Origin of the sequence: Sphingobium wenxiniae, assembly GCF_007830065.1 — a bacterium.
GTDB lineage: Bacteria > Pseudomonadota > Alphaproteobacteria > Sphingomonadales > Sphingomonadaceae > Sphingobium > Sphingobium wenxiniae.
In genome coordinates, this window is the sequence record NZ_VLKK01000016.1 from 1 (window position 1) to 25,178 (window position 25,178).

22 protein-coding genes are annotated in these 25,178 nt (G+C 62.0%); 13 read left to right on the plus strand and 9 right to left on the minus strand.

The features are described 5' to 3' along the window. The 3 genes from IQ35_RS16195 to IQ35_RS16210 all read left to right on the plus strand — a co-directional run. A partial coding sequence (locus tag IQ35_RS16195; protein ID WP_199739975.1) for a transposase occupies nucleotides 1-178 on the plus strand: 178 nt, incomplete at its 5' end. Nucleotides 179-439: 261 nt separating this feature from the next. Further along, nucleotides 440-1,021, plus strand: a complete 582-nt coding sequence (locus IQ35_RS16205; RefSeq protein ID WP_158636685.1) for a LuxR C-terminal-related transcriptional regulator — start codon at nucleotides 440-442, stop codon at nucleotides 1,019-1,021. Between the two features lie 48 nt (nucleotides 1,022-1,069). Next, a complete protein-coding gene (locus IQ35_RS16210; RefSeq protein WP_145074899.1) occupies nucleotides 1,070-2,470 on the plus strand; it encodes a lipopolysaccharide biosynthesis protein in 1,401 nt (466 codons plus the stop codon). Nucleotides 2,471-2,485: 15 nt separating this feature from the next. On the opposite strand, the gene IQ35_RS16215 is transcribed toward IQ35_RS16210, so the two are convergent. Beyond that, entirely contained in the window at nucleotides 2,486-4,768 is a 2,283-nt protein-coding gene (locus IQ35_RS16215; RefSeq protein ID WP_145074902.1) for a GumC family protein, read from the minus strand. 352 nt (nucleotides 4,769-5,120) lie between these two features. On the opposite strand from IQ35_RS16215, the gene IQ35_RS16220 reads away from it, so the two are divergent. Then, entirely contained in the window at nucleotides 5,121-5,807 is a 687-nt protein-coding gene (locus IQ35_RS16220; RefSeq protein WP_145074905.1) for a LuxR C-terminal-related transcriptional regulator, read from the plus strand. Nucleotides 5,808-5,967: 160 nt separating this feature from the next. Here the strand turns inward: IQ35_RS16220 and IQ35_RS16225 are convergent, their stop codons facing one another. After that, nucleotides 5,968-8,184, minus strand: coding sequence for an amylo-alpha-1,6-glucosidase (locus IQ35_RS16225; RefSeq protein ID WP_242003376.1), 2,217 nt, complete (start codon nucleotides 8,182-8,184; stop codon nucleotides 5,968-5,970). 9 nt (nucleotides 8,185-8,193) lie between these two features. Continuing rightward, a complete protein-coding gene (locus IQ35_RS16230) occupies nucleotides 8,194-9,294 on the minus strand; it encodes a glycosyltransferase family 4 protein (protein WP_145074908.1) in 1,101 nt (366 codons plus the stop codon). Between the two features lie 318 nt (nucleotides 9,295-9,612). On the opposite strand from IQ35_RS16230, the gene ald reads away from it, so the two are divergent. After that, entirely contained in the window at nucleotides 9,613-10,728 is a 1,116-nt protein-coding gene (gene ald, locus IQ35_RS16235) for an alanine dehydrogenase (RefSeq protein WP_031291798.1), read from the plus strand. Between the two features lie 5 nt (nucleotides 10,729-10,733). On the opposite strand, the gene IQ35_RS16240 is transcribed toward ald, so the two are convergent. Beyond that, the gene (locus IQ35_RS16240) at nucleotides 10,734-11,936 is read right to left on the minus strand and encodes a phospholipase D-like domain-containing protein (RefSeq protein WP_145074911.1); all 1,203 of its coding nucleotides are present in this window, start codon (nucleotides 11,934-11,936) and stop codon (nucleotides 10,734-10,736) included. A 124-nt stretch (nucleotides 11,937-12,060) separates the two neighbouring features. Here IQ35_RS16240 and rpoZ point away from each other — a divergent pair, with 124 nt between their 5' ends. Further along, a complete protein-coding gene (gene rpoZ, locus IQ35_RS16245) occupies nucleotides 12,061-12,405 on the plus strand; it encodes a DNA-directed RNA polymerase subunit omega (protein WP_021246147.1) in 345 nt (114 codons plus the stop codon). 165 nt (nucleotides 12,406-12,570) lie between these two features. On the opposite strand, the gene IQ35_RS16250 is transcribed toward rpoZ, so the two are convergent. Beyond that, the gene (locus IQ35_RS16250) at nucleotides 12,571-12,783 is read right to left on the minus strand and encodes a hypothetical protein (protein ID WP_145074914.1); all 213 of its coding nucleotides are present in this window, start codon (nucleotides 12,781-12,783) and stop codon (nucleotides 12,571-12,573) included. A 440-nt stretch (nucleotides 12,784-13,223) separates the two neighbouring features. On the opposite strand from IQ35_RS16250, the gene IQ35_RS16255 reads away from it, so the two are divergent. Then, on the plus strand, nucleotides 13,224-14,906 hold the full coding sequence (locus IQ35_RS16255; RefSeq protein ID WP_021246150.1) for a GMC family oxidoreductase: 1,683 nt from the start codon (nucleotides 13,224-13,226) through the stop codon (nucleotides 14,904-14,906). 230 nt (nucleotides 14,907-15,136) lie between these two features. Here the strand turns inward: IQ35_RS16255 and IQ35_RS16260 are convergent, their stop codons facing one another. Beyond that, complete coding sequence (locus IQ35_RS16260; protein ID WP_021246151.1) at nucleotides 15,137-16,360, minus strand: cytochrome P450; 1,224 nt, start codon at nucleotides 16,358-16,360, stop codon at nucleotides 15,137-15,139. A 16-nt stretch (nucleotides 16,361-16,376) separates the two neighbouring features. Then, nucleotides 16,377-16,700 (minus strand): 2Fe-2S iron-sulfur cluster-binding protein, encoded by a 324-nt coding sequence (locus IQ35_RS16265; protein ID WP_021246152.1) that lies wholly within the window; start codon nucleotides 16,698-16,700, stop codon nucleotides 16,377-16,379. A gap of 141 nt (nucleotides 16,701-16,841) precedes the next feature. Here IQ35_RS16265 and IQ35_RS16270 point away from each other — a divergent pair, with 141 nt between their 5' ends. The 6 genes from IQ35_RS16270 to IQ35_RS16295 all read left to right on the plus strand — a co-directional run bounded on the left by IQ35_RS16270 (nucleotide 16,842) and on the right by IQ35_RS16295 (nucleotide 22,851). Further along, on the plus strand, nucleotides 16,842-17,558 hold the full coding sequence (locus tag IQ35_RS16270; RefSeq protein WP_021246153.1) for an SDR family oxidoreductase: 717 nt from the start codon (nucleotides 16,842-16,844) through the stop codon (nucleotides 17,556-17,558). Nucleotides 17,559-17,564: 6 nt separating this feature from the next. Next, on the plus strand, nucleotides 17,565-18,383 hold the full coding sequence (locus IQ35_RS16275; RefSeq protein WP_031291802.1) for an enoyl-CoA hydratase-related protein: 819 nt from the start codon (nucleotides 17,565-17,567) through the stop codon (nucleotides 18,381-18,383). Next, nucleotides 18,380-19,222, plus strand: a complete 843-nt coding sequence (locus IQ35_RS16280) for an alpha/beta fold hydrolase (RefSeq protein ID WP_021246155.1) — start codon at nucleotides 18,380-18,382, stop codon at nucleotides 19,220-19,222. The genes IQ35_RS16275 and IQ35_RS16280 overlap by 4 nt, the downstream gene beginning before the upstream one ends. A gap of 159 nt (nucleotides 19,223-19,381) precedes the next feature. Next, nucleotides 19,382-20,371 (plus strand): NAD(P)H-dependent flavin oxidoreductase, encoded by a 990-nt coding sequence (locus IQ35_RS16285; RefSeq protein ID WP_031291804.1) that lies wholly within the window; start codon nucleotides 19,382-19,384, stop codon nucleotides 20,369-20,371. Further along, nucleotides 20,368-21,036, plus strand: coding sequence for a TetR/AcrR family transcriptional regulator (locus IQ35_RS16290; RefSeq protein ID WP_021246157.1), 669 nt, complete (start codon nucleotides 20,368-20,370; stop codon nucleotides 21,034-21,036). The genes IQ35_RS16285 and IQ35_RS16290 overlap by 4 nt, the downstream gene beginning before the upstream one ends. A 36-nt stretch (nucleotides 21,037-21,072) precedes the next feature. After that, complete coding sequence (locus IQ35_RS16295; protein ID WP_145074917.1) at nucleotides 21,073-22,851, plus strand: acyl-CoA dehydrogenase family protein; 1,779 nt, start codon at nucleotides 21,073-21,075, stop codon at nucleotides 22,849-22,851. 308 nt (nucleotides 22,852-23,159) lie between these two features. On the opposite strand, the gene IQ35_RS16300 is transcribed toward IQ35_RS16295, so the two are convergent. Both IQ35_RS16300 and IQ35_RS16305 read right to left on the minus strand, forming a co-directional pair. Continuing rightward, nucleotides 23,160-24,167: an enoyl-CoA hydratase/isomerase family protein gene (locus tag IQ35_RS16300; protein WP_081659785.1), complete on the minus strand. Its 1,008-nt coding sequence runs from the start codon at nucleotides 24,165-24,167 to the stop codon at nucleotides 23,160-23,162. A gap of 119 nt (nucleotides 24,168-24,286) precedes the next feature. Continuing rightward, nucleotides 24,287-25,066, minus strand: a complete 780-nt coding sequence (locus tag IQ35_RS16305; protein ID WP_021246160.1) for a FadR/GntR family transcriptional regulator — start codon at nucleotides 25,064-25,066, stop codon at nucleotides 24,287-24,289. Nucleotides 25,067-25,178 lie beyond the last annotated feature (112 nt).

Consider the following 25,178-nt stretch of genomic DNA (forward strand, 5'->3'; position numbering starts at 1 on the left):
GCCCAGGACCGCTGCTCTGGCAAGCGCGGAGTTTACCACCTTGCGCCTGCGGCTGCTCAAGGTCGCTGCGCGCGTCGTAGAAAGTGCTAGCCGCATCCGCATTGCCTTCGCTTCCGCCTGTCCGGATGCCGACCTGTTCCGCGCCCTCGTTCTCCGGCTGAAGCCTGCGCCGACGTAGCCCATGCGGCAGCGCCGCAGAACTCCGAGCCCAGCCCTTCAACCCGAAAAGCCCATCAATCCGAATGCGGTGAAACAAACGCCAGCGATGCCGGTCGTCCGCGCAATACAGCCAGCCGCAGCAAATGCCCAGAGCGGACCCGAAACCGAGCGTCGTGAATAAGAGAGGTTAACGGATCACGGCTTTACCGTGACATGTGCGGCCAGCGATCCTTGTCAGATCAGCTTCGCGCTGCCGGGCGCAGAGGCCAATGACATTGTCATGATCGATGACGGCATTGCCGGCGAAGGGATGGATTTTTGCGAGCAGGTCAAGACGATGTATCCTGACGCCAGGATAGTCCTGCTGGCCGATCATTTCGACTTCGATACCGTTGTGCAGGCGTTCCGCTGGGGGATCGACGGCTACATGATTAAGGAAATCTCGACCGAACCCCTCGTCGGCGCGCTGCGGCTGGTCGCATCGGGCGAGAAAGTGCTGCCGTCGGAAATGGCGACGAGCCTCGGGGAGCGTCCCTATCCGATGGGATGGTCGGTCAATCTGTCCGACGTCAACCTTTCGGATCGTGAGATAGAGGTTCTGCAGCTTCTCATTTCAGGCGCGGCCAACAAGGTCATCGGCCGCCGCCTTGGCATATGCGAGGCCACGGTGAAGGTGCATGTGAAGGCCGCCTTGCGGAAGCTGCGCGTCTCCAACCGGACGCAGGCGGCGATCTGGGCGGTGCAGCGCGGACTGGTGGCCTATGATGACGACAAGGCGCGGCCCGTGTCTCATGACGCGGCGCACGCCATCGCGAACATGCACGCCGCGCAATCCCGGCCGCGCGCCGCGGCCTTTGCTTGACATGCCGGCTTCGCGCTGACCTAAAAGCGCCATTCGCGGAATTTTCCCATGATGGACGATGAAGCGCAGGCGCAATCTGTCACCCCTGCTGAAAGTCGGAAGCGGGGCCGGCTTCAGCTATGGGGCGATGCCGCGCTCAGGCGGCGCTTCATCAATATCGGCCACCTGCTTTCCGGAAACGGAATCAACGGCCTGATCGCCCTTGTCGGCGTCGCCATGACGGCGCGCTCGCTGGGACCGGTCGAATATGGTATCCTTGCCCTTGTCATCAGCTACATCCGCGTCTTCGACCGGCTGATGCGTTTCGAAAGCTGGCAACCGCTCATCAAATATGCCGCGCAGGTCGCGCAGGACGGTGGGGATCAGGCGGAGCAGCTGCGCGCGCTGTTCGCGTTCGGCCTATGGCTGGATGTCGGGGCCTGTCTTGCCGCCGCGCTGCTGGCCAGTCTGGTCGCGGTCCTTTTCGCGCCGCTGCTGGGGATGAATCATACCCATATCCTGCTGGTGTGCATCAACGCCGTGACATTGCTGTTCAACATCAGCGGCACGCCGACCGCCGTGCTGCGGCTGGCGGGGCGGTTCCGCACCATCGCCTATGTGCAGGTGACGGGCAGCATCGTCCGCGTCGCTCTGTGCGCTGCCGGATTGTGGTTTCACGGCGGCTTGATCTTCTTCATCTGCGCCTGGACGATCAGCCAGATCGTCAGCTCCCTGCTGTTCCTCTTCGTCAGCCTGGTCGAACTGAGGCGTCAGGGCATTGTTTCGCTCCATCGCGTGCCGGTCCGCGGCATCACGCGGCGTTTCCCCGGCATCATGGGCTTCGCCTGGTCGTCCAGCCTGTCGACCAGCATCCGCACCAGTTCCATGTCGCTGGACGTGCTGATCGTCGGCGCGCTTGCGGACCATCGCTCGGCGGGTCTCTACTTCGTCGCGAAACAGGTGGCGAAGGTGGTGCAGCAGGTCTGCGCGCAGGTGCAGGCGGTGCTCTATCCCGACGTCGCGCGGCTCTGGGCGCAAGGGGCGCTGGCCCGGTTTCGCGGCGCGGTCGTACAGGTGCAGGTCATCCTCGACATCTTCGCCATCGCCGCCATCGCGGTGCTGGCGATCGGCGGACGGTGGCTGATCGGGCTGGCCATGGGTCATGCCTTCGCCGACACCTATCCCCTGCTGCTGGTGCAGATGGTGGCGCTGGCCTTCACCATGCACGCCGCGCCCCTACGCTCGGCGCTGCTGGCGATGGGCGAGCAGCGGGCGGTGCTTCACATCGTCCTATGGGCGACTCTCGCCTTTCACATCGTCGCGCTGACGTTCGTGCCGATGATCGGGGCGATGGGCGCGAATGTGGCGCATGTCGTGCTGGCGGTCGGCAGCGCGATCGCGATGGAGCGGACCTTGCACCGCCGCTTTTCCCACGCGCGGGCGGAGGAACGCCCCGCCGCGCCGGCCTGACGAAAAGGCTGCGGGTCAGGCGGCGCGGGGCCGGCGGATCATGTCCCTCAGCTTGCCGAGAAAGCCCTTCTGGATCAGCTCGTCATCCCGCTCATAATAAGCGCCGGCGCGGTTGAAATATTGCACCAGATCGCCATAGCGGCCGCGCGCATGGCGGGGATAGTCGACCGCGTTCAGGACGACGCCGTCCACCGGCGACCGCAAGGCGACCAGACTGTCCGCCGCCTCCTCCACGGTGGTATGGCCCCAGCGCACCACGAGCAGCGTCACATCCGCGAAACAGGCCATGTTGGATGCGTCCCGCACCGCCAGAACCGGGGGCGCGTCGATCACGATCAGGTCCATGCGCGCGCGCAGATCCTCGAACAGGGAGGCAAGCTGGGTCGAGGAGATCACCATGCTGGGATCGCGCGTCTGTCCATGGGGAGCGAAGACCGTGAGCGCATTCTGCGTTGAGACGGACGCCTGCGTGAGCAGCCCGCGCACGCGCGATTCGCCTTGCAGATAGCCGATGAGGTCGATGGTCCCGTCCCGATCCGCCGCCCCGCCCTCGTCATTGGCGGCCGCCGCGCGCTGCCACAGGTCCAGCTCCACGACCGCCGCCCTGCTGCCCGCCGCGATGGCGGCCGCACCCAGGCTGTAGGCGATCGATGTCTTCCCGTCCCCCGGCAGCGGAGAGGTGACGAGAACCACCTGCCCGCCGCCGCCGCGCCGCTGCCGCATCACTTCGGCCAGCAGCATCCGGGCGGATTCCACGAACAGGGAGCTTGGCCGGTCGGCGATGAGCCTTGCCGCCGTTTCCTTCTCCACGCCTGAGCGCAGCATCGGGACCATGGCGTAGCTGTCGAGGCCGAACAGCCGCCAGATCTGTTCCGCGCTGCGCAGCTTCCGGTCGGTCAGCTCCAGCACGAAGGCGCAGCCGAACGCCAGGACGGTGGACCCCAGGAGGGCCGCCATCAATGTCTTGCGCGGGGTCGGGCTGATCGGATTTTGCGGGATCGGCGCGGTCGATTGCAAGACCAGGCCGGTGCCGGACACCAGCGCCGCCCCCAATTGCTTAAGCCGCCCGGACAGGCCCACATACAGCCCGCGCTGCGTTTCCGCCGCCCGTTCCAGTTCAGCGAGCTTCACCCCGGCCTCGTTGTTGCGATAGGCTTTGCTGGTGAGCGCCGCCAGATTGCTTTGAAGCACGGCTTCGCGCGCGGCGGCGCCCTGCGCGTCGCTGCGAGCCAGCGTGCTTTCATGCGACGCCTGCACCGCCGCGTCGGCGGCCGCCCGCTGCCGGACCCGCGCCTGTTCGGCTTCCATGATGCGCTTCACTTCGTCGATCTGGGCCAGCACATTGGCGAGCGCGGGATGACCGCTTCCGTAGAAGCCCGACAATTCCGCCTTGCGCTGCATCAGGTCGGCATAGCGCTGCTGCTGCGCGGACAGCAGCGGAGAGGTGGCGCTTTCCGGCCCCGGCCGTATCGCGGCGGCGGCGCTGACGCCAGCGGCCTTGGCGGCGGCGGCGGCCCGCGCACTGGCGGCGGATACGGCTTCGGCCGTCAGTGCATTAATACCGCCCGCGTCGCTCGTCCCGTCGGACCCCGCCAGCATCCGATGTTCGTTGCGATAGTCGGCGACGGCCTGCTCCGCCTGGCGCAGTTCTTCGCCGGCCCGCTTCGTCCGCTTGGCGAGCGCCGCGACGATGCCCTCCTGCCGTTGCAGGCGGTCCACCATGCTGTTCATCTGGCGGACATGCACATAACGATTGGCGATCATGGCGGCGAATTTGGGATGGGGGGACCGGACGGTCACGGTGATGAGCTGGGTATGCGCGATCCGCTGGATCGTCACCATGGATTGAAGCTGTTCGGCCGCCTTGTCTATCCGCCCCTGGGATGCCCGGGCGGTGCGGCCCTTGCTCATCTTCCGGCCGGAAAAGGCGGGATTGTCGAGCAGTTCCAGATCGCGCACCATCGCGGCAGCCAGATCGTGCGACGCCAGGGCGCGGATTTCCGTTTCGATCTGCATTTCGCTTTCCGCGCTCTGTTGGACCCGGTCGCTCCCGTCGGCTGCGATCGGCACGTCCATCCGCAATGTCGCCTTCGCCTCATATACGGGCGTCTGGGTGAAGACGATGAGCGCCGTCATCCCGACCACGACCGCGATAATGCCCAATATCAGCGCGTGGCGTCTCCGAAAGACGTTGGCGATCTGTTCCAGCCCCATCAACGGACCGCCATTGGGTATCCGCGCGCCCGCATTGATGTCGGGGGAAGGCAGGGCAAGCGTCATGTCTGCTCTTGAACTCACGATAATCTACCCCTGATCTGGCGGATGGGTGGCGCAATGGTTGCGGGGCGCATTGTGGGCCGGGACAGGACCGGCTTCAAAAGCAATTGGGGCCGACGCTCCGGCGCATAGGAGCTACATCCTTGGCATTATCCCGCGCGCGCAAAGGGGCCTTGCGCGCCGCGCGGTCGAGGGCGGCGGGAAAATCCCGCGCTTCCCGTTCCGCGAAGCCCCTGTCATTCGGTGTAATGCCGAAGTCTTCTCACGACTGAGGGGCCGGGTCGGTTACCCTATCTATCCACCAACCATAGCGGCCTTGATACACTCAGATGCCAACACATCCGCCCAATGCTGTCTCCGCACCAGGGCCGTCATGAGCGGCCCACTCCACATTTCGATATGGGGGCGCAACGAAATCGACAGTTTCGGTTTGCGCCATATCCTCACCGAGCCGGATTTCATCATCGACCGCGTCTTGTCGGGAGAGGCCGAGGCGCGCTTTTCGGAGTGGGAAGACGGACCCGACCGGCTGATCCTTATCGACAGCCCCTCGGTGCCGCCCATCCTGCCGCGCTACAGTGCGCTGCGCGCCGCCTTGCCCAATGCGCGCGTCGTGCTGCTGTGCGACGCCTGCGACATGGATACGGCGAAACAGGCCTTTTCCATGGGCATCGACGGCCTGCTCTCCACGCACATGGCGGCGGAGCCGTTATTATGCGCGGTCCGCCTCGTCGCGACGGGAATGAAGGTCATGCCGTCCGAAATCATCCAGCATCTTGTCGCCGATGCGCCCCCATCGATCCTTCGGGACAAAAACCCTCGCGATGCCCGGCCCGAATTGTCCGAACGGGAAATCCAGATCCTGCATTGCCTCGCGGCAGGGGAAGCCAACAAGGATATTGCAAGCCGGCTGGCCGTGGCGGAGGCGACGGTGAAGGCCCATGTCAAGGCGATCCTGCGCAAGCTTCAGGTCGACAACCGCACGCAGGCCGCGATCTGGGCGATAAATCAGGGCAAGATCGCCGAAAACGACGAATCCGCGACGACCGCCGAATATTAAGGGATTGGGTAGCTTGCAAACCCGCGCTGGATGGTGGTGGAGGACGGTTTGCTGCCATCCTTTCGTCATGCCGGCGAAAGCGGGCATCTCTCTCCTAGAGGTACAGGGATGACGAATTTGGGGGAAATGTCCGCTCCGTCCGGGGCGTTTGCAGCCCAAATCACGTCAGGATAAGCACACGCGCCTGGGAATCGTGGGCGGATTTGACGACGACATTGCCCGCCAGATTGGCCAGTTCTATGTCGATTTTCGCTTCACCGATCGGAAGGCCGCGAAGGGTGAGGGTGTCGAGAAAGCCGGGCAGGGTCGGCTCGATCAACTGGACCTGCCGCGCGTCGGTATCGAAATTCAGCCCCAGGCTTGCCTGGATCAGAAAGAGCGGGGCCGCTGCCGCCCATGCCTGCGGGCTGCATGCGACGGGATAGAAGGTCGGCCCTTGCGCTCGCCTCCGGGGAAAGCCGCAGAACAATTCCGGCAGTCGCATCTGGTCGACATAGGTGGCCGCGGCGAAAAGCCCCTCGAAAATCCGCGCCGCCTCCTTCCGGTAGCCGTAGCGCGAAAAGCCTGCGGCGATCAGCGAATTGTCGTGCGGCCAGATCGAGCCATTATGATAGCTCATCGGATTGTAACGGGCTTCGGTCGATGCGACGGTGCGAATGCCCCATCCGGAAAAGGACGCCGGGGCCATGAGCGAGCGCACGACGGCCGCCGCGCGGTCCTCGCGCGCCAGCCCGGCGAAAAGGACATGGCCGGCGTTGGAAGACCGGACGCGGCACGGTCGCTTGTGCCCGTCGAGCGCCAGCACATAAGTTCCCAGCTCCTCGTCGAAGAAGGCCGCGTCGAACGTCTCACGCAACTGGCTGGCGCGCTCCCGATAATGTCTTGCCCGGTCTTCTTCTCCCAATCGGTCATAGATCGTGGCGGCGGCGTTCCATGCGCCGAAAACATAAGCCTGCACTTCGGCCAGCGCGATGGGGCCGCGCGCGATCGTGCCATCCGCGTGGAAGACGGAATCGTGGCTGTCCTTCCATCCCTGGTTGACCAGCCCTGCGTCCGTCAGGCGGCCATATTCGACGAACCCGTCGCCGTCCCGGTCGCCATAGACGTCGATCCAGTTCAGCGCCGCCTCGACATGATCCCTGATCCCCGCGAGAAAGGGGATGTCGTCCGTCCGCTCGACATAGGCGCCCGCCAGCATCACGAACAGCGGCGTTGAATCGATGCTTCCATAATAATGGCGGAAGGGCACCTCGCCCAATTCCGCCATTTCGCCATGGCGCACCTCATGCAGGATCTTGCCCGGTTCGGCATCGGCCGCCGGATCGAAATCCGTTGCCTGATGCGCCGCCAGATAGCCCAGCACGCCCCGGCTGATGGCCGGGTCGAGCCACAGAGTCTGCATCGCGGTGATGATCGCGTCCCGGCCGAAAATCGTGCTGAACCACGGAATCCCGGCATAGGGATAAGGCCCGTATTCCGTCTCCGTCGAAAGCATGGCTATGTCGGCGACGGCGCGGCGGGTCACCTGGTTGAAGAGCTGGTTGGACGATTCGATGGTCGCGCCGCGCGCCAGCGCCAGCCGCGATCCCTGCATCGCCTCGCGAAGGGATTTCAGGAACCGCTTGGGAAGATCGTCGCCCGGCGGTTCGGCCATGCAGCCGATCCGCATGAAGATCGTGCAGCGCTCGCCGGGGGATATGGCGATTTCGAACCGCGCCTGGGTCGCCGTCAGTTCCTGGGGCATCGGGTGGAATTCGATCTGGGTCATGCGGTCCCTGTTGTCCAGGCCCCTGTACCGCAGCGTCACGGCGTCGGGCAGAACTTCGGGCGGCATCATCGTTCCGCGCCGCGGGCGGGTTGATCCCCGGATTTCGAACAGATCCCGGAAATCGGCGTCAAAGCCGATCCCGATGCTCATCCGCCGCGCCTGCTTGTCGAAATTGCGCACGGTTATGCGTTCATAGACAGCGCTGTTCCACAAAAAGCGCGTCCGGCGAAGGTGGATGATGTCATGTTCCACCTCGACGCGGCCGTCCGCCCCTATGAAGTCCGGATTGGCGAGATCGCAGGTCAACATCGTATTGTCGTCCCGCAGGCCCGAACTCAAAAGAATGGGACGCTGCCCGTCCACTGTCAGGAACAGGTGGGAAAGGTGCCGAGTGTCCCGATAATACAGCCCTTCAGGACTGCCCGGGCCGGAAATGGCGTCTCCGCTGTGATCGAAAACGGCGAAGCTGTCGCCATGTTTCAGCGTACGGGGCCGGCGTTCGTGCAGCGAAGCGGTTGCGGGAATGAAAAACTGTGTGTTCATCTGCGAAAGGGACCGCTCCAGTCCCGCCTTCGCCATGTCGGATTGTGACTGGGTGGTTGATGCCATGGCTGTCCCTTATGCAACGATTTGCAGGTCAGCATCTGCTCCACGCTGACGGCGCAGGCGCGCCGCTTCCATTCGCGCCCCCGGCAACCCACGATAGAGCGAGATATAGTCGCGTGCCATGCGTTCCGCAGTGAAACGTGCATCAAATGCGGCACGAACCCGCCGGCGGTCGATGTCCTTCAATCTTGCTATGGCCGCGACCGCCTCATCCTCGCTCTCGACGATGAAGCCCGACACGCCCTCGTCGATAATTTCGGGAACCGATCCGCAGCGGAAAGCGATGACCGGCGTGGCGCAGGCCATCGCCTCGATCATCACCAGGCCGAACGGCTCGGGCCAGTCTATCGGGAACAGAAGAGCGCTGGCCTGACCCAGGAATTCCGCTTTCTGCCGTTCGTTGATCTCGCCGATGAAACTGACATTGGGATAACGATCGAGGAGAGGGGCGATTTCCGTCTCCCAGTAAAGCCGGTCGACCGTATCGATCTTGGCCGCGATACGCAACGGCAGGCCCGATCGGGCGGCGATGCGGATGGCCCGGTCGGGGCGCTTTTCAGGGGAAATGCGGCCCAGGAACGCCAGATAGCCCGCGCCCGCGCCCGCGCCCAGACGCGGCGGCAGCAGGTCCGCGGGCAGGCCATGATGGATGGTGCGCGCCCAGTTGACCGGCGGCATCGGCGCTCTTTGATGATCGGAGATTGAAACCAGCGGGTGATGCGGGAAGGCTCGATAGAAAACGGGAAGATCCGGCAGGTCCAGCCGTCCGTGCAGCGTCGTGACGGTTCTGTCCAGGCAATCGCGCACCATGGGCATGTGCAGGATGTCGATATGGAAATGCAGCGCGTCGAATTCATCGGCGCGCCGCATGACCGATTCCAGCAGCATCATGTGATAGGGGATCGGGTCGATGATCTTGGGGTTAAGCCGCAATGCCATTTCGGTGACGGGAACAAGCTCCGCGCTGGTCTGCGAATCCCCGCTGGCGAACAGGGTGACGTCATGGCCCTGCCGCACCAGTTCCTCGGTAAGGTAGGACACGATTCTTTCCGTTCCCCCATAGAGCTTGGGAGGGACGCTTTCAGCCAATGGCGCAATCTGGGCAATCTTCATCCAGAAATCCTCATATGGAAATTCCTGGCCCGTTTCGCCCACTGCAAAAGCATGTCCGGGGCGTCCGTCCACTTTATTTGCCGCAGTGCGAAATGAGTCCTGTCTAGAACGACAGGAGGCGGGAGACGTTCCCTGGATTCATACTGATCTGGATCAACACCGCCGCTTATGCACGCATCATGGAAACCGGCGGCGGATTGCGATGGCGCTCCGCTGAGGCAGAACGTGCGAATGAGGAAGAATCGCCATGATTTTCGCGCTATCATCATGGTTCCGGCGCGCCTCGCGCGCGCGGGAGGCTATCGGGAGAGCAGGGTTATGATCGTCGGCACCGTCAGGGAAATCAAGAATCATGAATATCGCGTCGGCCTCACGCCGGAGAGCGTGCATGAACTGGCGGCCCACGGGCATGAAGTCCTGGTGGAAAGCGGCGCCGGCGAAGGGATCGGCGCCCATGATGCGTTGTACGAACGGGCGGGCGCGCGCATCGTCCCTGCCGCCGCCGACATCTTCGCCACGGCGGAGATGATCGTGAAGGTGAAGGAACCGCAGACCGACGAGCGCGCCATGCTGCGCTCCGGCCAGATCCTTTACACCTATCTCCACCTCGCTCCCGATCCCGAACAGACCCGCGATCTCATTGCATCCGGCGCGACCTGCATCGCCTATGAAACGGTGACCGACGACAGCGGCGGGCTTCCCCTGCTCAAGCCCATGAGCCAGGTCGCCGGCCGCATGTCGATCCAGGCGGGCGCGACCGCGCTGGAAAAGGCCAATGGCGGGCGCGGCGTGTTGCTGGGCGGCGTGCCCGGCGTGCTGCCGGCAAAGGTCGCGGTGATCGGCGGCGGCGTGGTCGGCTTCAACGCGGCGCAGATGGCCGCGGGCCTTGGCGCGGACGTCACCATCCTCGATCGGGATCCGCAGGCGCTCGAACGGCTGGGCATGTATTTCGAGGCGCGGGCCAAGACGCGCTTTTCCAACCGCGCCAACCTTGCCGAATGCGTGGCGGAGGCGGACCTCGTGATCGGTGCGGTGCTGATCCCCGGCGCGGCCGCGCCCAAGCTGGTGACGTCCGAAATGCTCGGAACCATGAAGAAGGGCGCGGTGCTGGTCGATGTCGCGATCGACCAGGGCGGCTGCTTCGAAACCAGTCACGCGACCACCCATGCCGCGCCGACCTATATCGTCGACGGCATCGTCCATTATTGCGTCGCGAACATGCCGGGCGCGGTGGCGCGCACCAGCACCTATGCACTCAACAATGTGACGCTGCCCCATGCGCTGCGGATCGCGGACCTGGGCTGGCAGGAAGCGATGCGCCGCGACCCGCATCTGCTGGCGGGCCTCAATGTCTGGGACGGCAAGGTGACCTATCAGGCGGTCGCCGAAGATCTCGGCCTGCCCTACACGCCGGCGCGGGAGGCGCTGGCCTGAAATCCTCAATCGGCGTCCGGGTTGCGGAAATTGAGCCGCCGCGTCACGGTATAGTCGAGCACGCCGACCAGCAGATAGCTGACCCATTGCTTCGCCAGCGCCAGCAGGCCGCGCTGGGCCTTGTAGCTCTCCAGTTCGATGCGGCGGCTCTCCTTCGTCCTGCGCGCGATGAAGCCGCGCATCGCCTGCGCGAAGGGGGCGTGCTCGATCTTCAGCATGACTTCCAGATTGAGGAACAGGCTGCGCATGTCGAAATTGGCCGATCCGATATAGACCGCGTCGTCGATCACGATCAGCTTCATGTGCAGTCTGCACGGCTGATATTCGAAAATCTCGACATCCCGCTTCAGCAGCGGCCCATAGAGCAGCCGCGCCGCCGCGACGGTCGCGCCGTTGTCCGATCGCGCGGGCAGGACGATCCGCGCGCCCTTGCGCCGCGCGGCGCGGGCGATCCGCTTTAACATGCCGCGGCCGGGCGAGAAATAGGCTTCGACCATGTCCACCCGATCCGCCATTTCCAGGTCGTGCTTCACCACCGCGGCCCAGGGGCTGAGCCGCTGCGTCGGCCCGCCGATCAGCCAGCGGAACGGCGATCCGTCCTGATACCGCGACCGCTTGTGCCAATGCCGCACCAGCGCGCGCAGCAGGCCGAAGCGCTGCTTGCGGGTGGACACCCAGCGCCATAGCTGCCCATACCACAGGGTCATCGCCTCGGCCTGCGGCCCGTCGATCATCAGGCCCAGATCGTGCCAGCAATCATCCTCCGGCAGGCCGAAATAACTGTCCTCCACGTTGAAGCCGCCGATCATCAGCCGCCGATCGTCGGCGATCGCCATCTTCTGATGATTGCGGATCAGATAGCGGGTGGAGCGCCGTGCCCCGAACCAGCCGAAATGCCCGCCCGCTTCCACCAGCGGATCGAAGAAGCTCGTCGGCGTTCCGCTTGATCCGAAGGCGTCGATCATCAGCGTCACGGCCACGCCCCGCCGCCGCGCCGCGACCAGGCGGTCGCGCACCAGCGTCCCGCTCCCGTCGGCGGCGAAGATATAATAATAGAGCTTGAGGCTTTCGCGCGCGCCGTCGATCAGCTCGACCAGCGCATCGCGCAGCGCAGGGCCATTTTCGATGACATGCAGCGCATTGCCGTCCAGTGTGAAGCGGATGTCGTCCGTCTCCGGCGGGGCTGAGGCGGGCCGATGGGTTGCCATGTCCTGTTAATGCCTCTGTTTGCCCCGCTTGGCCATAGCGGGACGCGGCCTTTTCATTGACTCGGCGACAACAGGCTGTTACGCGCCCGTCTCACGACTCTCATTCCTTGTTCAGGAGGCCCTGTTGGCCCGAGTTACCGTCGAAGATTGCGTCGACAAGGTTACCAACCGTTTCGATCTCGTTCTTCTTGCGGCGCAGCGCGCGCGAGAGATTTCCGGGGGCGCGGAACTGACCCTTGATCGCGACCGCGACAAGAATCCGGTCGTCGCCCTGCGCGAGATCGCGGAAGAAACCGTCCTGCCCGTGGATCTTCAGGATTCTCTCGTCGGTTCGCTGCAAAAGGTGCAGATCGACGATGACGACACGCCGGATGAAATCGGTTCGATCGCCCGGTCGGCGGAGGCCCTGCGCCTGACCGCCGCTGCGCCGCCGCGCAACCAGAATATCGGCGGCGACTACGACGGCTGATCCGTTCAACGGTTTGGAGAGGGAATGAGGCCCGGACTGCGCAAGCAGGACCGGGCCTCAATGATTCTGGCATTTGCCGATAGGGTCGCGGTGCTGCGTCTGCACGGCGGCTGCGTCTGTCCCGTTCGCCGCGCCCATGATGCTTCTCTTTGCGCGATCGCTCGATCAGCGGGCACATGGGTGGAATGGCTTGTCGCCTGGAGCGGCCACACCGATGCGTGATTTCTTCTTCATCCACCCGCCCGAAGCAGCGGCCATCAGAATGCCCAGACATAGGCACTGAGCAGGAATGGCGACCGGGAAACAGGCCCACATCGTCTCCTTCGCCATGGCACGTTCGGTCCCTGTCATTACGGTCGCATCAAGCATCAGAACCATGCGCCTTGAACATATATATATATATTTTAAGGCGGACATTGCGCTAGACACTGCTAGCGTCGAAAGGGGAGGTAACGGAGGGAGATGTCTGAATCGATCAAAGCATACGGGGTCAGCGGGATTTCGGGAATGCCGACAGGGCGGTCAGTGATGTTGGCAATTCAAGCTAGCCAAGATAATCCCCGTTAGACGAGCAGTTCATAGAATGCAGACCATTCAATGTTTCGCCATTACGTACCTATGGGTGTTGTCACCGACATTTTTGGCAGCGGTGAACGTGGCCTGTCTGCGTGCCCGGCACTGTAGACGTCGGCGGGAGCACGCTGAGGGCCTATGCTTTGGACGGCGGCTACGGCAAATGGGCGGTGCGGGACGGGAGCGTGACCTGGAAAGGTTGCGAAGCTTCTGGGAAATCAAATGCATCAACGTGGAGTTGAGCCGTGCAATATAGTCATATCGTCATCGGCGGAGGTTCGGCAGGCTGCGTCATGGCAAGCCGACTGTCCGAGCGCCGGGCAAATAAAGTGCTGCTTTTGGAAGCGGGACCCGATACCGTTCCCGGAGCCGAACCGGCTTCGATACTCGATAGCTATCCGGGGAGCGCCTATCTGGATGCGCGCTTCACGTGGAATGACCGCCGTGTCACGGTAGGTCGCTTGGGCAACAGGGCGAGCGGAGCGGATCTGCCCGTACAGCGCTATGAGCAGGGACGTGTGCTTGGCGGTAGTTCGGCCGTCAACGGCCAGCTCGCTAACCGTGGCTTGCCGTGGGACTATGACGAATGGGCGACGAGGGGCGCAGTTGGATGGGGCTGGGAAGACGTTCTCCCCTATTTCAAAAAGCTGGAGACCGATCTCGATTTCGATGGACCGCTGCACGGGAGAGAGGGACCGCTCCCCATTCGCCGCGTTCCATATTCCCGGTGGCCGGAACATGCCAAAGCCTTCGCCAATGCCCTGGCGGAAGCTGGTCTACCCTTCCTGGCTGACCAGAACGCGGAGTTTTCGGACGGCCATTATCCCCTGCCGATTTCCAATACCGACGATCATCGCGTAACAGCGGCAATGGCGTGGCTAACTCCGGCGGTGCGCGCGCGCGACAATCTCCATATCCGGACGGATACACGCGTGGACGGATTGCTCTTTGACAATCTGAAGGCGGTTGGGGTTCGGATTGGCGAAGAGCAAATAAGGGGCGCCGAAATCATTGTTTCGACAGGCGCCCTGTTTACGCCGGAAATATTGTTGAGGCACGGCATTGGACCGGCGGAGGATCTCATGCGGCTGGGTATTCCCGTGCGCCTCGATTCTCCCGGAGTCGGACGGGGGCTCTCCGATCATCCTTCTCTCGCGATTGCTTCTTTCGTGTCGCGCCAGGCAAGGCTTCGCGCGGAGCGACGTCATATCATGCTGGGCTTTCGGTTTTCCACCGACACGTCTTCCTTTCCCGCCGGTGATATGTCCGGATTGGTCTCGACGAAGGCGGCTTGGCATCCGGTTGGCGAAAGATTGGGCACGCTTGCCTTCTGGATCAATCGCCCCTCATCGGAAGACGGTCGCGTGCAGCTGGTTTCTCCCGATGCTCGGGTTGCGGCGCAGGTGGACCTCAACCTGTTATCCGACAATCGAGATGTTTTCAGACTGATGGCAGGCTTCCGAAAGATGGCTGCGATTCAATTGTCGCCGTTGATGGCCAATGTCACCTCCGATCCGTTTCCCGCGAGCTACAGTGAGAAAGTTCGCCAGATTGGAGCCATCAATCTCAAAAATTATGTCCTCACCCGCATCGCTGCTCTGTTTCTGGATGGCCCGGCCTTGGTTCGTCGGTCCTTCCTGGATCATTTCGTGAGCGAGGGAGAAAAATTTACGACTTTGATGCTGGACGACGCCAAGTTGGAAAGTTTCGTGCGATCTTCGGTGGCAGGCTTGTGGCACGCAAGTTGTTCATGCCGAATGGGCGCGGATGACGACAATATGGCGGTTTTGCACTCGGATGGCCGCGTTAAGGGAATAGGCCAGCTGCGCGTGGTGGACGCCTCGGCGTTTCCCGCGATACCCAGTGCAAACACGAACCTGGCGGTGTTGATGATGGCTGAGAAGATGGCCGATCACTGCCTCGCTTGAAAGGCGGATATGACGCAGGAGACGAGTTTGGACCGTGGTTCTAACTGCGGATCGGCGTCCAACCTCATGATCCGCATATGAGCGAAGCCAGATTTGGGTGAGGATGGGCATTCCCCGGTTGGACGCCGCGCCCTTTGATGATCGGAAGCTTCTTGGCACGCGATATATTGAGGCCCCTATCCACGTCGAATATCATGAACTGGATAGGGGCCTCAATGTATGTGGTGGCTTTATGCTTTGATACGGACGGGCAGTCGCGTGGGGCTGCGTACGAGGTTGGAGAAGGCATAGCTCGGCTTTTCGAGGACTTCGATTTCGAGGTCGCGCTTCAACACTTCTTCCCAAAGCACGCGCAACTGCATCTCCGCGAGCCGTGATCCCACGCAACGGTGCGGCCCCATTCCAAAGGAAAGATGCTGCCGTGCATTGGGCCGGTCGATTTTGAGAGAATCGGCATCTTCGAAAACACTCTCATCGCGGTTGCCCGAGATGTACCACATGCCAACCCGGTCGCCCTTGGCAATGGTTTTGCCAGCGATTTCAACATCGCGCAGAGCAGTACGCCGCTCGTAGATGACAGGCGTCTGATATCGAATAATCTCCGACACGGCGTTGCCCAGCAACTTCGGATCGGCTTTCAGCTTACGCCACTCGTCGGGATGCTGGGCAAAGCCCCACATGCCGCCGGACATGGAGTTGCGCGTAGTGTCATTGCCACCAACCAGAAACAGCCCGAACAGCCCTGTGATTTCCTCGACCGGCGCATTTCGCATGTCGGGGTCGTGCGCAAGGATGGACACGATATCGAATCTTGGTTCCTCCTCCCTTCGCCGTTTCCATATATCGAGCATGGAGAGGTAGAATTCGCGCATCACCTCACCTCTTTGCGCCTCTGTGCGGATCGGACTGTCAGGATCATCGAGGTCGGCGGTAATGGTATCGGACCAACGGACGAGGGTCCGCCGATCCTCAATGGGATGCCCGAATAGCGTGGCGAGCATCATCGAGGTCAGCTCGATGGACACCCGATCGACCCAATCGAACTCCTCGCCACGCGGCAAGGCATCGAGCGTCTTTGCCGCACGGTCGCGGATCAGGACTTCCATCTGCGCAAGGCTCTTCGGCGCCACGATAGGGGTTACGCTCTTGCGCTTTGCCGTGTGCTGCGGAGGATCCATCTGCATGAAAGTAACATTCGACTTGTCTTCCAGCGTGACGCCGCCCAGCAAATGGGAGGAAGAGAAGGTCGCGGGATCGGAGTCGACCCGGACGATATCCTCATATCGGGTTATCGCCCAATACGGGCCGCTGCGGCCCGTTTCGCAATAATAGACGGGATCGTCAGCGCGCAGTTTTTCAAAAACCGGACGCCAAGCATCTTTATGGTAAAGTTCCGGGCGACCCACATCAAAGGGGTCAATGGCCGGGGCGGGGGTTTCTGCAATTCCGTCCATCTGACGCTCTCCTAATTTATTGGCCTTCTGGAACCCGGACGACAAGGCCATTCAGGTCGTCGGTTAGCACGACCTGACAGGCCAGGCGGGAATTGGACTCCACGTCCGCGGGCGCGCCTTCGAGCAAGGCTTCCTCGGTCGAACCGGGTTCTGGCGTGCCGATGCGGTCGATCCAGGCGGCGTCGATATAAATATGGCATGTCGCGCAAGCGCATTGTCCCCCGCAATCCCCGTAGATGCCAGGAATTCCGTGATCGAGCGCGACGCGCATCAGGCTTTCGCCAGCATTCACCTCCGCGACAACTTCGGGAGAATCCGAAAACTCAAACGTAACTTTCATGCCTGACGCTCCAAAACATATACATATTTTTTGCCGTTAGCTCTAGGACGAGTCAAGATGAAAGTGCATATGTCTGACGAAGGCGGCTAGGCTGCAGCATGAGCATGAAGCCAGCTCGATGAATAGAAAGTAGGAGCGATCATGACGGATAGGACGCTGTTGGTGGTAGGCGCTTCAGGTGACGTCGGGCAGGGGATCGTCCGCGCCGCCCGCGACGAGGGATGGCGCGTCATCGCGTCCGGCCGCGACGCCGGCAAGCTTGAGGCGGTCTTTGGGACGGCGCGGGACGAGGGGTTGCGGACATGTACGGGGGATATAGGCTCGGAGGAAGGCGCCCTTGCATTGTGGAAGGAAGCGGCGACGCTGGCCGGCCGGGTCGATGCGGTGGCCGTCGCCGTCAATGCGCCGAACAGGATCGCACCGCTGTCGCAATGGACCGATGAGGAGTTGGCGGGCCTGCTGGCTACCAATCTCCTCACCCATTTCAACGCGGCCAAGGTCATGCTGTCGCTTCTCCCGGCAGAGGGTATATTGATCGGCATAGGCGGTGGCACGGCGGATTTCGTGATCCCCAAAATGACGCCGGTGTCCATCGCGCAGGCGGGAATTCGTATGATGTATCGCGGTTTTGCGCGGGAACGGGGCGAGGGCGCGCAGATCCGTGAACTGATGATTGTTTCCATGGTCAACGGCGCGAGCAAGCGCGACAAGGCGCAGCCCGAATGGGTGACCGATGACGAGGTCGGCCGCCATGTGTGCGCCATCCTTGCCGCACCCGAACAGTTTCCGGGACCCATTCTCCAGCTCAAGAGCCGCGAACAGGTCGGCCAGCCGGACCAGCCATCTTCGAAAGGGTAAGTGATCATGACGACTGAAACCGGCCAGGAGCCGACCGTATTGCGCGTCGAACGGGAAGGCGCGCTCGTCATCCTGACCATCGACGACCCCAAGACCCGCAATGCGCTCAGTCCCGCGCTCACGCGCCAGCTTGTGGCGGCCTGCCAGCAGATCAACGCCGATATGTCGGTGAGCTGCGCGATCTTGACGGCGGCGGGCGATGTGTTCTGTGCGGGCGGCAATCTCAAGGACATGTATGCCCGCGTCAATCATTTCGCGGGCAACGCCGCCGAGATTCGTCGCACCTATCTGACGGGGGTTCAGACCATCGCGCGGGCGCTCCATGACTTGGAAGTGCCGATTATCGCCGCAGTCAACGGCCCTGCCATGGGCGCGGGCATGGACTTTGCCGCCATGTGTACGCTGCGCATCGCGTCGGAAAAGGCGAAGTTCGCGGAGAGCTTCATCAAGCTGGGCCTCACCTCAGCAGCGGGCGGGGCATGGTTCCTGACGCGGGCCATCGGCCAGCAGCGGGCCGCTGAAATGGCGTTGACAGGCGAGACGATCGATGCGCAGCGCGCGCTGGAATTGGGGCTGATCCTCAAGGTCGTGCCGCCCGAAGCGCTGATGGACGAGGCGCTTGCCCTTGCGGGGCGCATCACTTGCCATCCGGCTCATTCCATTCGGCTGAATACGCGCCTGCTGCGCGATTCGGCCCGGCTTGATCTTCCGGCGTCGCTCGAAATCGCGGCGGGCATGCAGGCTATCGTCCAGCAGACCGACGACCAGCACGAAGCCGTCGCAGCCGTCATCGAAAAGCGCAAGCCCAGCTACACGGGACGATGACAGAGATATTGCGCCTTCACGCCCACGATGGCGTGGAAATCGTCATGGAGATTACAGGACCAGCCAATGGGCCGCTGGTCCTGCTCCTCCATGGCGCCGGCCAAACCCGCCAAAGCTGGCGCCGTGTGATCGAGCGGCTGGTGGCGAAGGACATGCGTGTTGTCGCTGCGGACATGCGCGGTCATGGGCAGAGCGGCTGGTCGTTGGACGGTAATTACGGTTACCCGCGCCTTGTGGCGGATGTCGAAACGATTGTCCGCCATTTCGCCAAACCCGTGATTCTCGTTGGGGCTTCGATCGGCGGCAAGATCGCGATGTGCGCGGCGGCCTATTGTGATCTGCCAGCCAGGGCGCTGGTGCTGATCGACATCGTGCCGCGCACCAACGTCGCCGCCATGGATCGGCTGCTGGACGGAATGCGGCCTCCGATGGAGGGCTATGAGAGTCTCGATGCAGCCGCAAAGGCCCTCACCAGGGGCGGGGAAGAGCGATTTGTGCCGGGTTCCGGCGAACGTCTGCGGCGCAGTATGCGGCAGGACGAAAAGGGTCATTGGCATTGGCACTGGGATCCCGCCTTCATGCGGGCGAAGGAGCAAGGCACAGACGCCGTCTCCTCGCTTGCCTATATGGAAGAGGCTGCGCGGCGGACTAACGTCCCATTATTGCTGGCTCGCGGGGAGCGCAGTGCAATTGTCACAGACGACGGCGTTGAAGCCTTCCGCGCCATCGTCCCGCAACTCGACGTCGCTCTTATCGCCGGCGCGGGGCACATGTTGGTCGGTGATCAGAATGACAGCTTCGCAGATCATATAGAGGACTTCATCGCCCGCCTGGCCTGAAACCAGGTTGCAGTCGGCATTGCAGTCGCCTTCCCCCGGTGCAGAAAGGGTTGGCGACAAGCACGCAGCTGGGGCCGCGATCAACACGCAGGCTCTTGTCGGGTGTATGGAAACATTGTAACCATTGGAAACATCGTTTTTTTGGAGGGCGAAGGGCAGATGCGAACCAAGATCACAGAATTGTTCGGGATCGAGCGGCCGATCGTTCAGGGCGGAATGCATTTTGTCGGGCTGGCGGAACTCGCGGCCGCCGTGTCCAATGCGGGCGGACTGGGCATCATCACCGGCCTCACGCAACGGACCCCGGAACTCCTTGCGAAGGAAATTGCCCGCTGCCGGGAGATGACGGATCGGCCGTTTGGCGTAAACCTTACCTTCTTGCCGACCTTTGCCGATCCGCCTTATGCCGAATATATCGATGCTATCGTGGATGGCGGCGTCCGTATCGTCGAAACGGCTGGCCGCAGTCCGGAAGCCTATATGCCCAGGCTCAAGGGGGCCGGCATCACGGTGCTGCACAAATGCACGTCCGTCCGCCATGCCTTGCGAGCAGAGAAGATCGGGTGTGACGCGGTGAGCGTCGACGGCTTCGAATGCGGCGGGCATCCCGGGGAGGACGACGTCCCCAACATGATCCTGCTTCCTCGGGCAGCGGAGGAACTGACAGTCCCGTTCCTGGCGTCCGGCGGCATGGCAAATGGTCGCAGCCTCGTCGCCGCGCTCGCGCTGGGTGCGGACGGCATTGCCATGGGTACACGCTTCATCGCCACCCGGGAAGCGCCGGTGCATGACAATGTCAAACGCGCCCTGTTGGATGCGGGCGAATTCGATACCCGCCTCATCATGCGAACGTTGCGAAATACCGAGCGTGTCCTCAACAATGGAGGTGTGGCGCGGCTGAGGGAGATCGAGCAGGAAAAGGGCGATGCCCTCACCATCGACGATATCCGTGAACTAGTGGCGGGGGTTTATCCCCGCGTCATGCGCGACGGGGATATGGAGGCGGGAGCCTGGAGTTGCGGTATGGTCGTCGGCCTGATCCATGACATTCCAACGGTTGGCCAGTTGCTGGACCGCATCATGGAGGAGGCATCTTCCTTGATTTCCAGTCGGCTTGTCGGGATGCTCCAGGATCAAACGGCGGCATGAAAACAAACGAGCCGTTGCCGCCCGCTGGCGAGGCGGGTAGCGTTCCGGCATCGTCCCCGGATTTACGAGCCGCAAGGGCGGCTTTTGAAAACGATATCCGCGCCACGATCCTGAACGAGGCGGCCGCCGTGCTGCGCGACGAGGGACCGGCCGCATTCACCATACGGCGCATCGCTGCGGCGGTGAATGCATCGACCAAGGCGGTCTATACTCACTTCGGTAACAAGGACGGCCTGTTCGATGCCCTCTATCTTCAGAGTTTCGCGGATCTCACCAAGGCTATGCAGGAGCAGATCGATCCTGGCGAACCTGCCGCGTCGCTGCTCCGGGTCTGTCATGCCTATCGCGATTATGCCTGCGCTCACCCCACGCGTTACAACATCATGTTCGGCGATCTGGGCCGGGCCTATGAGGCTCCGCTATCGAGCCGGCGAAAGGCGTTCGAATCCTTCGGTGTCCTGCGGGAAGCTGTCGAAGCCTGCCTGCCTCCCGAACGAAGCGTCGAGAAGACTCGCATCACCCGCTTGATCTGGGCGACGATGCACGGCGTCGTTAGCCTTGAACTGCGGGGACTCCTGGGTTCATCGGACGAGATCGGCAATGTCTTCGATGATGCCGTCACCGCGATCTGCCTGGCGTGGAGCCTCCCCCTGGGACGGTCGTAATCCCGCACTCTCACTTTCTATAGAACGGACCCGCACATGGATTATACCGTACCTGTTCAGGAGCAATTGTTCGTCTTGGAAACCATAGCGGACATTGGCGGGCTCACTGGTTTGCAAGCCTTCGAACATTTTCACGCGGGCGACGTGGAGGCCGTGCTGGAAGAAGGAGCCAAGATAGCCGAGCGAGTCCTGGCGCCGCTAAACCGCAAGGGCGATATCGAAGGCGCCCGCTGGTCGCCCGAAGGCGTGTCCCTGCCGGATGGTTTCGCGCAGGCCTATGCCGCCTATAGGGAGGGCGGCTGGGGCGGGCTGGCCGTTGGCACGGAGCATGGCGGACAGGGCCTCCCCTTCGCTCTCTCCGTCGCCTTGTCTGAACAGGTGACCGCCGCGAACATGGCATTCTCGCTCTGCATGATCCTGACGGCGGGCGCGATCGAAGCGATATCCGCGCATGGGTCTGAAACGCTCCGGCAATCTTATCTTCCCCAACTCGTTTCGGGGCGCTGGACCGGCACGATGAACCTCACCGAACCCCAGGCCGGATCCGATGTAGGCGCGCTTCGCACGATGGCGACTCCGGCTTCGGACGGCAGTTGGCGGATCAAGGGGCAGAAGATCTTCATCACCTGGGGCGACCATGATCTGGCCGAGAATATCGTCCATCTGGTCCTCGCCCGCACGCCTGGTTCGCCGTCGGGAACCAAAGGGATCAGCCTTTTCGTCGTTCCGAAATATCTGCCCAATGATGATGGAACCTTGGGCGCGCAAAATGACCTGCGCTGCATCTCGCTGGAGCGCAAGCTCGGCATCCACGCCTCTCCTACCTGCACCATGAGCTTCGGCGACGAAGGCGCTTGCGTGGGCTTCATGGTCGGCGACGAAAACAGCGGCATGAAAGCGATGTTCACGATGATGAATCATGCGCGGGTCAGCATGGGCGTGCAGGGCATCGGCATAGCCGACCGCGCCCGTCAGGCGGCCACGCGCTATGCGAGCGAGCGCATCCAGTCCACGCCCATTGGTAGCACGGAGCCGGCGGCGATCATCAATCATATGGACGTGCGCCGCATGTTGATGACGCTTCGCGCAACGACGGAGGCAAGCCGCGCGATCACCTATCTCAATGCTTCCGCAATCGATCGTGCTAGGGGCGAGGAGGACGCGATGGCCCGACACCGCGCGAAGGGCCTTGCCGATCTCCTCACGCCCATTACGAAGGCCTATGCGACCGACATAGGGGTGGAGATGGCGAGCCTCGCCATTCAGGTGTTCGGCGGCACAGGATATATCGAGGAAACGGGCGTGGCACAGTTGCTGCGCGATATCCGTATCGCACCGATCTACGAAGGCACGAACGGCATCCAGGCGCTGGACCTGGTGGGTCGCAAACTGCGTCTCGACAACGGGGAACCTGTCTCCCGCTTGTTGGACGAAATGCAGTCCTTTTTGCCTCTGGCGCAATCGCGGGTGGAAACCGCTGCGCTTGTCGCGCCGCTTACGGAAGCGATCGGACGGCTGCGCGAAACAACATCGGCCCTTCAGGCACGCGACCCGGCTGAAGCGGCAGCAGGGGCTACCCCCTATCTGCGGCAGTTCGCCGTGACCTTGGGTGGATATCTTCTGCTTCGCCAGGCCGTGATTGCGGCAAGCCGGCTTACCGATGGCAGTGACGATCCATTCCTGCGCGCCAAGATCGCGACCGCGCGGTTCTTCATAGAGGATGTCATGGCGCAGGAAGTCAGCTTGTCCAGAATTGTTCTCGCCAGCGGTAGAGATTTATTATTCGCGCTGGCAAATGAGGAATTGAGCGCATGAATCAAGAACGACATGGCGCTAGGAAACCAGTCTTGGAGGATGGCGTTGATGTGAGAGATTAAGGTCGGTTTGGTTCAAGATCAGATCATCCTCGAGGCGCCATCATGCGACCGCCGTGGCAACTCCTCGAGCGATGAGGTAGGTCGTGTGCGACCTGCGAAACCGAACCGCTCCTAACCTATCGATCCATATATGCCAGGTTTCGGCGATCGCCAGTTATATACATGACGAGAATTGGCCGTAGTGCAATTGGAGTGGACATGTTCTTCCAAAGGTCGGCAGGCGAGGCCCTTATGCCGGGACTATGATCAGGCGCCCTTAAAGATCGGCTTGCGCTTTTCCTTGAAGCTGGTGGTGCCTTCCCGGAAATCCTCGGTCTGCACCATCAGCGGCTGAATATTCGCCTCGAAATCGAGCGCCTGATCCAGATTCTGCGCCGCTGATGCATCAAACTGCCGCTTCATCATCTGGAGAGCGACGGTGGGCGCGGCGGCATAGTTGCGCGCCATTTCCAGCGCGCGCTCCATAACCCGGTTGGCGGGTAGCGCTTCCAGTGCGAGGCCGAGATCCGCAGCTTCCCGGCCACTGACAAACCGGCCCGAATAGATGATTTCCTTTGCACGCTGGATGCTTACGTAGCGTGAGAGAAGGAAAGACGCGCCCCCGTCCGGAGCGAGACCGATATGGCGGAACGCGAACTGGAAGCGTGCATCCTCTGCTGCGACGATGAAGTCGCACGCCAACGCCATCGACCAGGACATGCCAATGCACACACCCTTTACAGCGGCGATCACCGGCTTGTTGGTGTGGCTGACCCCGCGCAGCATCCGGTGGAGAAGGCGCATCTTGAGGAGCGAACCGGGCACGCCGCCGGTGCCCATTTCCGAGACGTCCGAGCCGGCGGAAAAATCGTCGCCCGCGCCTGTAAAAATGATCGCTCTGACCTCGGGATCATCTTGCACCCGCTGAAAGACCGCCTGGACCTCCATCCGCATGTCTAGTGTGAGCGCATTTTTCTTTTCCGGTCGATTGATGGTAATGATAGCTACGTTGCCATCCATCGCAAGATCTATGGGCATGACCACTCCATTCGGATTTGATGTCGGCTTAGCATCCGCGCAGCCAGCATTGCGACAGGAAGGCTGGATGCGACAGCTAATCATCGCGCTTGCGATGATACGGTGAAATAGAAGCCATTTAAGAGGGGCCGCGATTTCAGCCGGATACCGGCTCGGGCTTTGCGTATGAGCTACGAATGATTTTCGTGCGCTGGCCAAAGGCGGCCATCGCCTAAAGTCGAGCGGGAGTTCGAACATATCACAAATGTTCCTTGATCCAGCGTTTCTGGCAGCGCGGCTATTTTTCGACTGTGTGTGGTCACATCACCGATGACATGGTCGTTCGTTACTCGACCGCCATGGACGCAAAACCAGCCTTAGCCCCTTGTCATAATCCTATCGGCATCTGCTGCTCTGTCATTCAGATCGTCGGACTCGGTCGGTGGAAGGGTCTGCATCTGCCGGCCCAATAACAAAGGAGCGATGCGTTTACGCGAGAGATCTCCATTCCTCCGGCAGATGGTCAGCGCCTTGTCGCGGTCATGAGCCTGGATGGCACGCAAGATGTTCAGCCGGGCCGTGCGGCGCTGTTGCATGAGATCATTGCGACCTTCGAAAATCTCCGCGAATGCGGCCGCCCCCACGCGGTAGAGAACGCGAATCATGAGATCAAGCGCTGGATTTCCGCACATCTTGCAAATAAGATAGGTAGCGCGAAGCTCGTCTTTTTGGAAGTCCGCGAGAGATTGATCGGCTGTTTCGGCTGCGGCGGATTCCTCAATCAGACCGGCCAGTTCCACGCTGAGATCGGCATCGGTGCATCCCGCAGCAGCCCCGACCGCATCGGCAACGGCTGAATTGGCAGCCAGCAAGAGGTCGCCCAGCGTCGTGTCACGCGATCGCAAATAGCTTGCGGCGGAAGATATCACGCCTTCCATGTCGGGACGGCAACTGAACAACCCGCCATTAATGCCGCGAACACGGATGATGATGCGCTCTGCTTCAACATGCTGCACGGCCTCGCGGAAGGTCGGACGGCTGACGCGGAGTTGGGTTAGCAGCGCCTTTTCCGTGCCGAGAAACTGACCTTCCGGAACAGAAAGGGCAAGCTCCCTCAATTTGCGCGCGGTCGAACGGGTAAGGTTATTTTCGTACATAGCCCCTCTATACGAGGTTCCCCCCTGCGGGCGTCAATCTGTCGAATTTCAGTCATAGTCTATTCGCTGCTGTTTCCGGCTGGATGGCGCGGCAACGTTCCTATATTCCGAC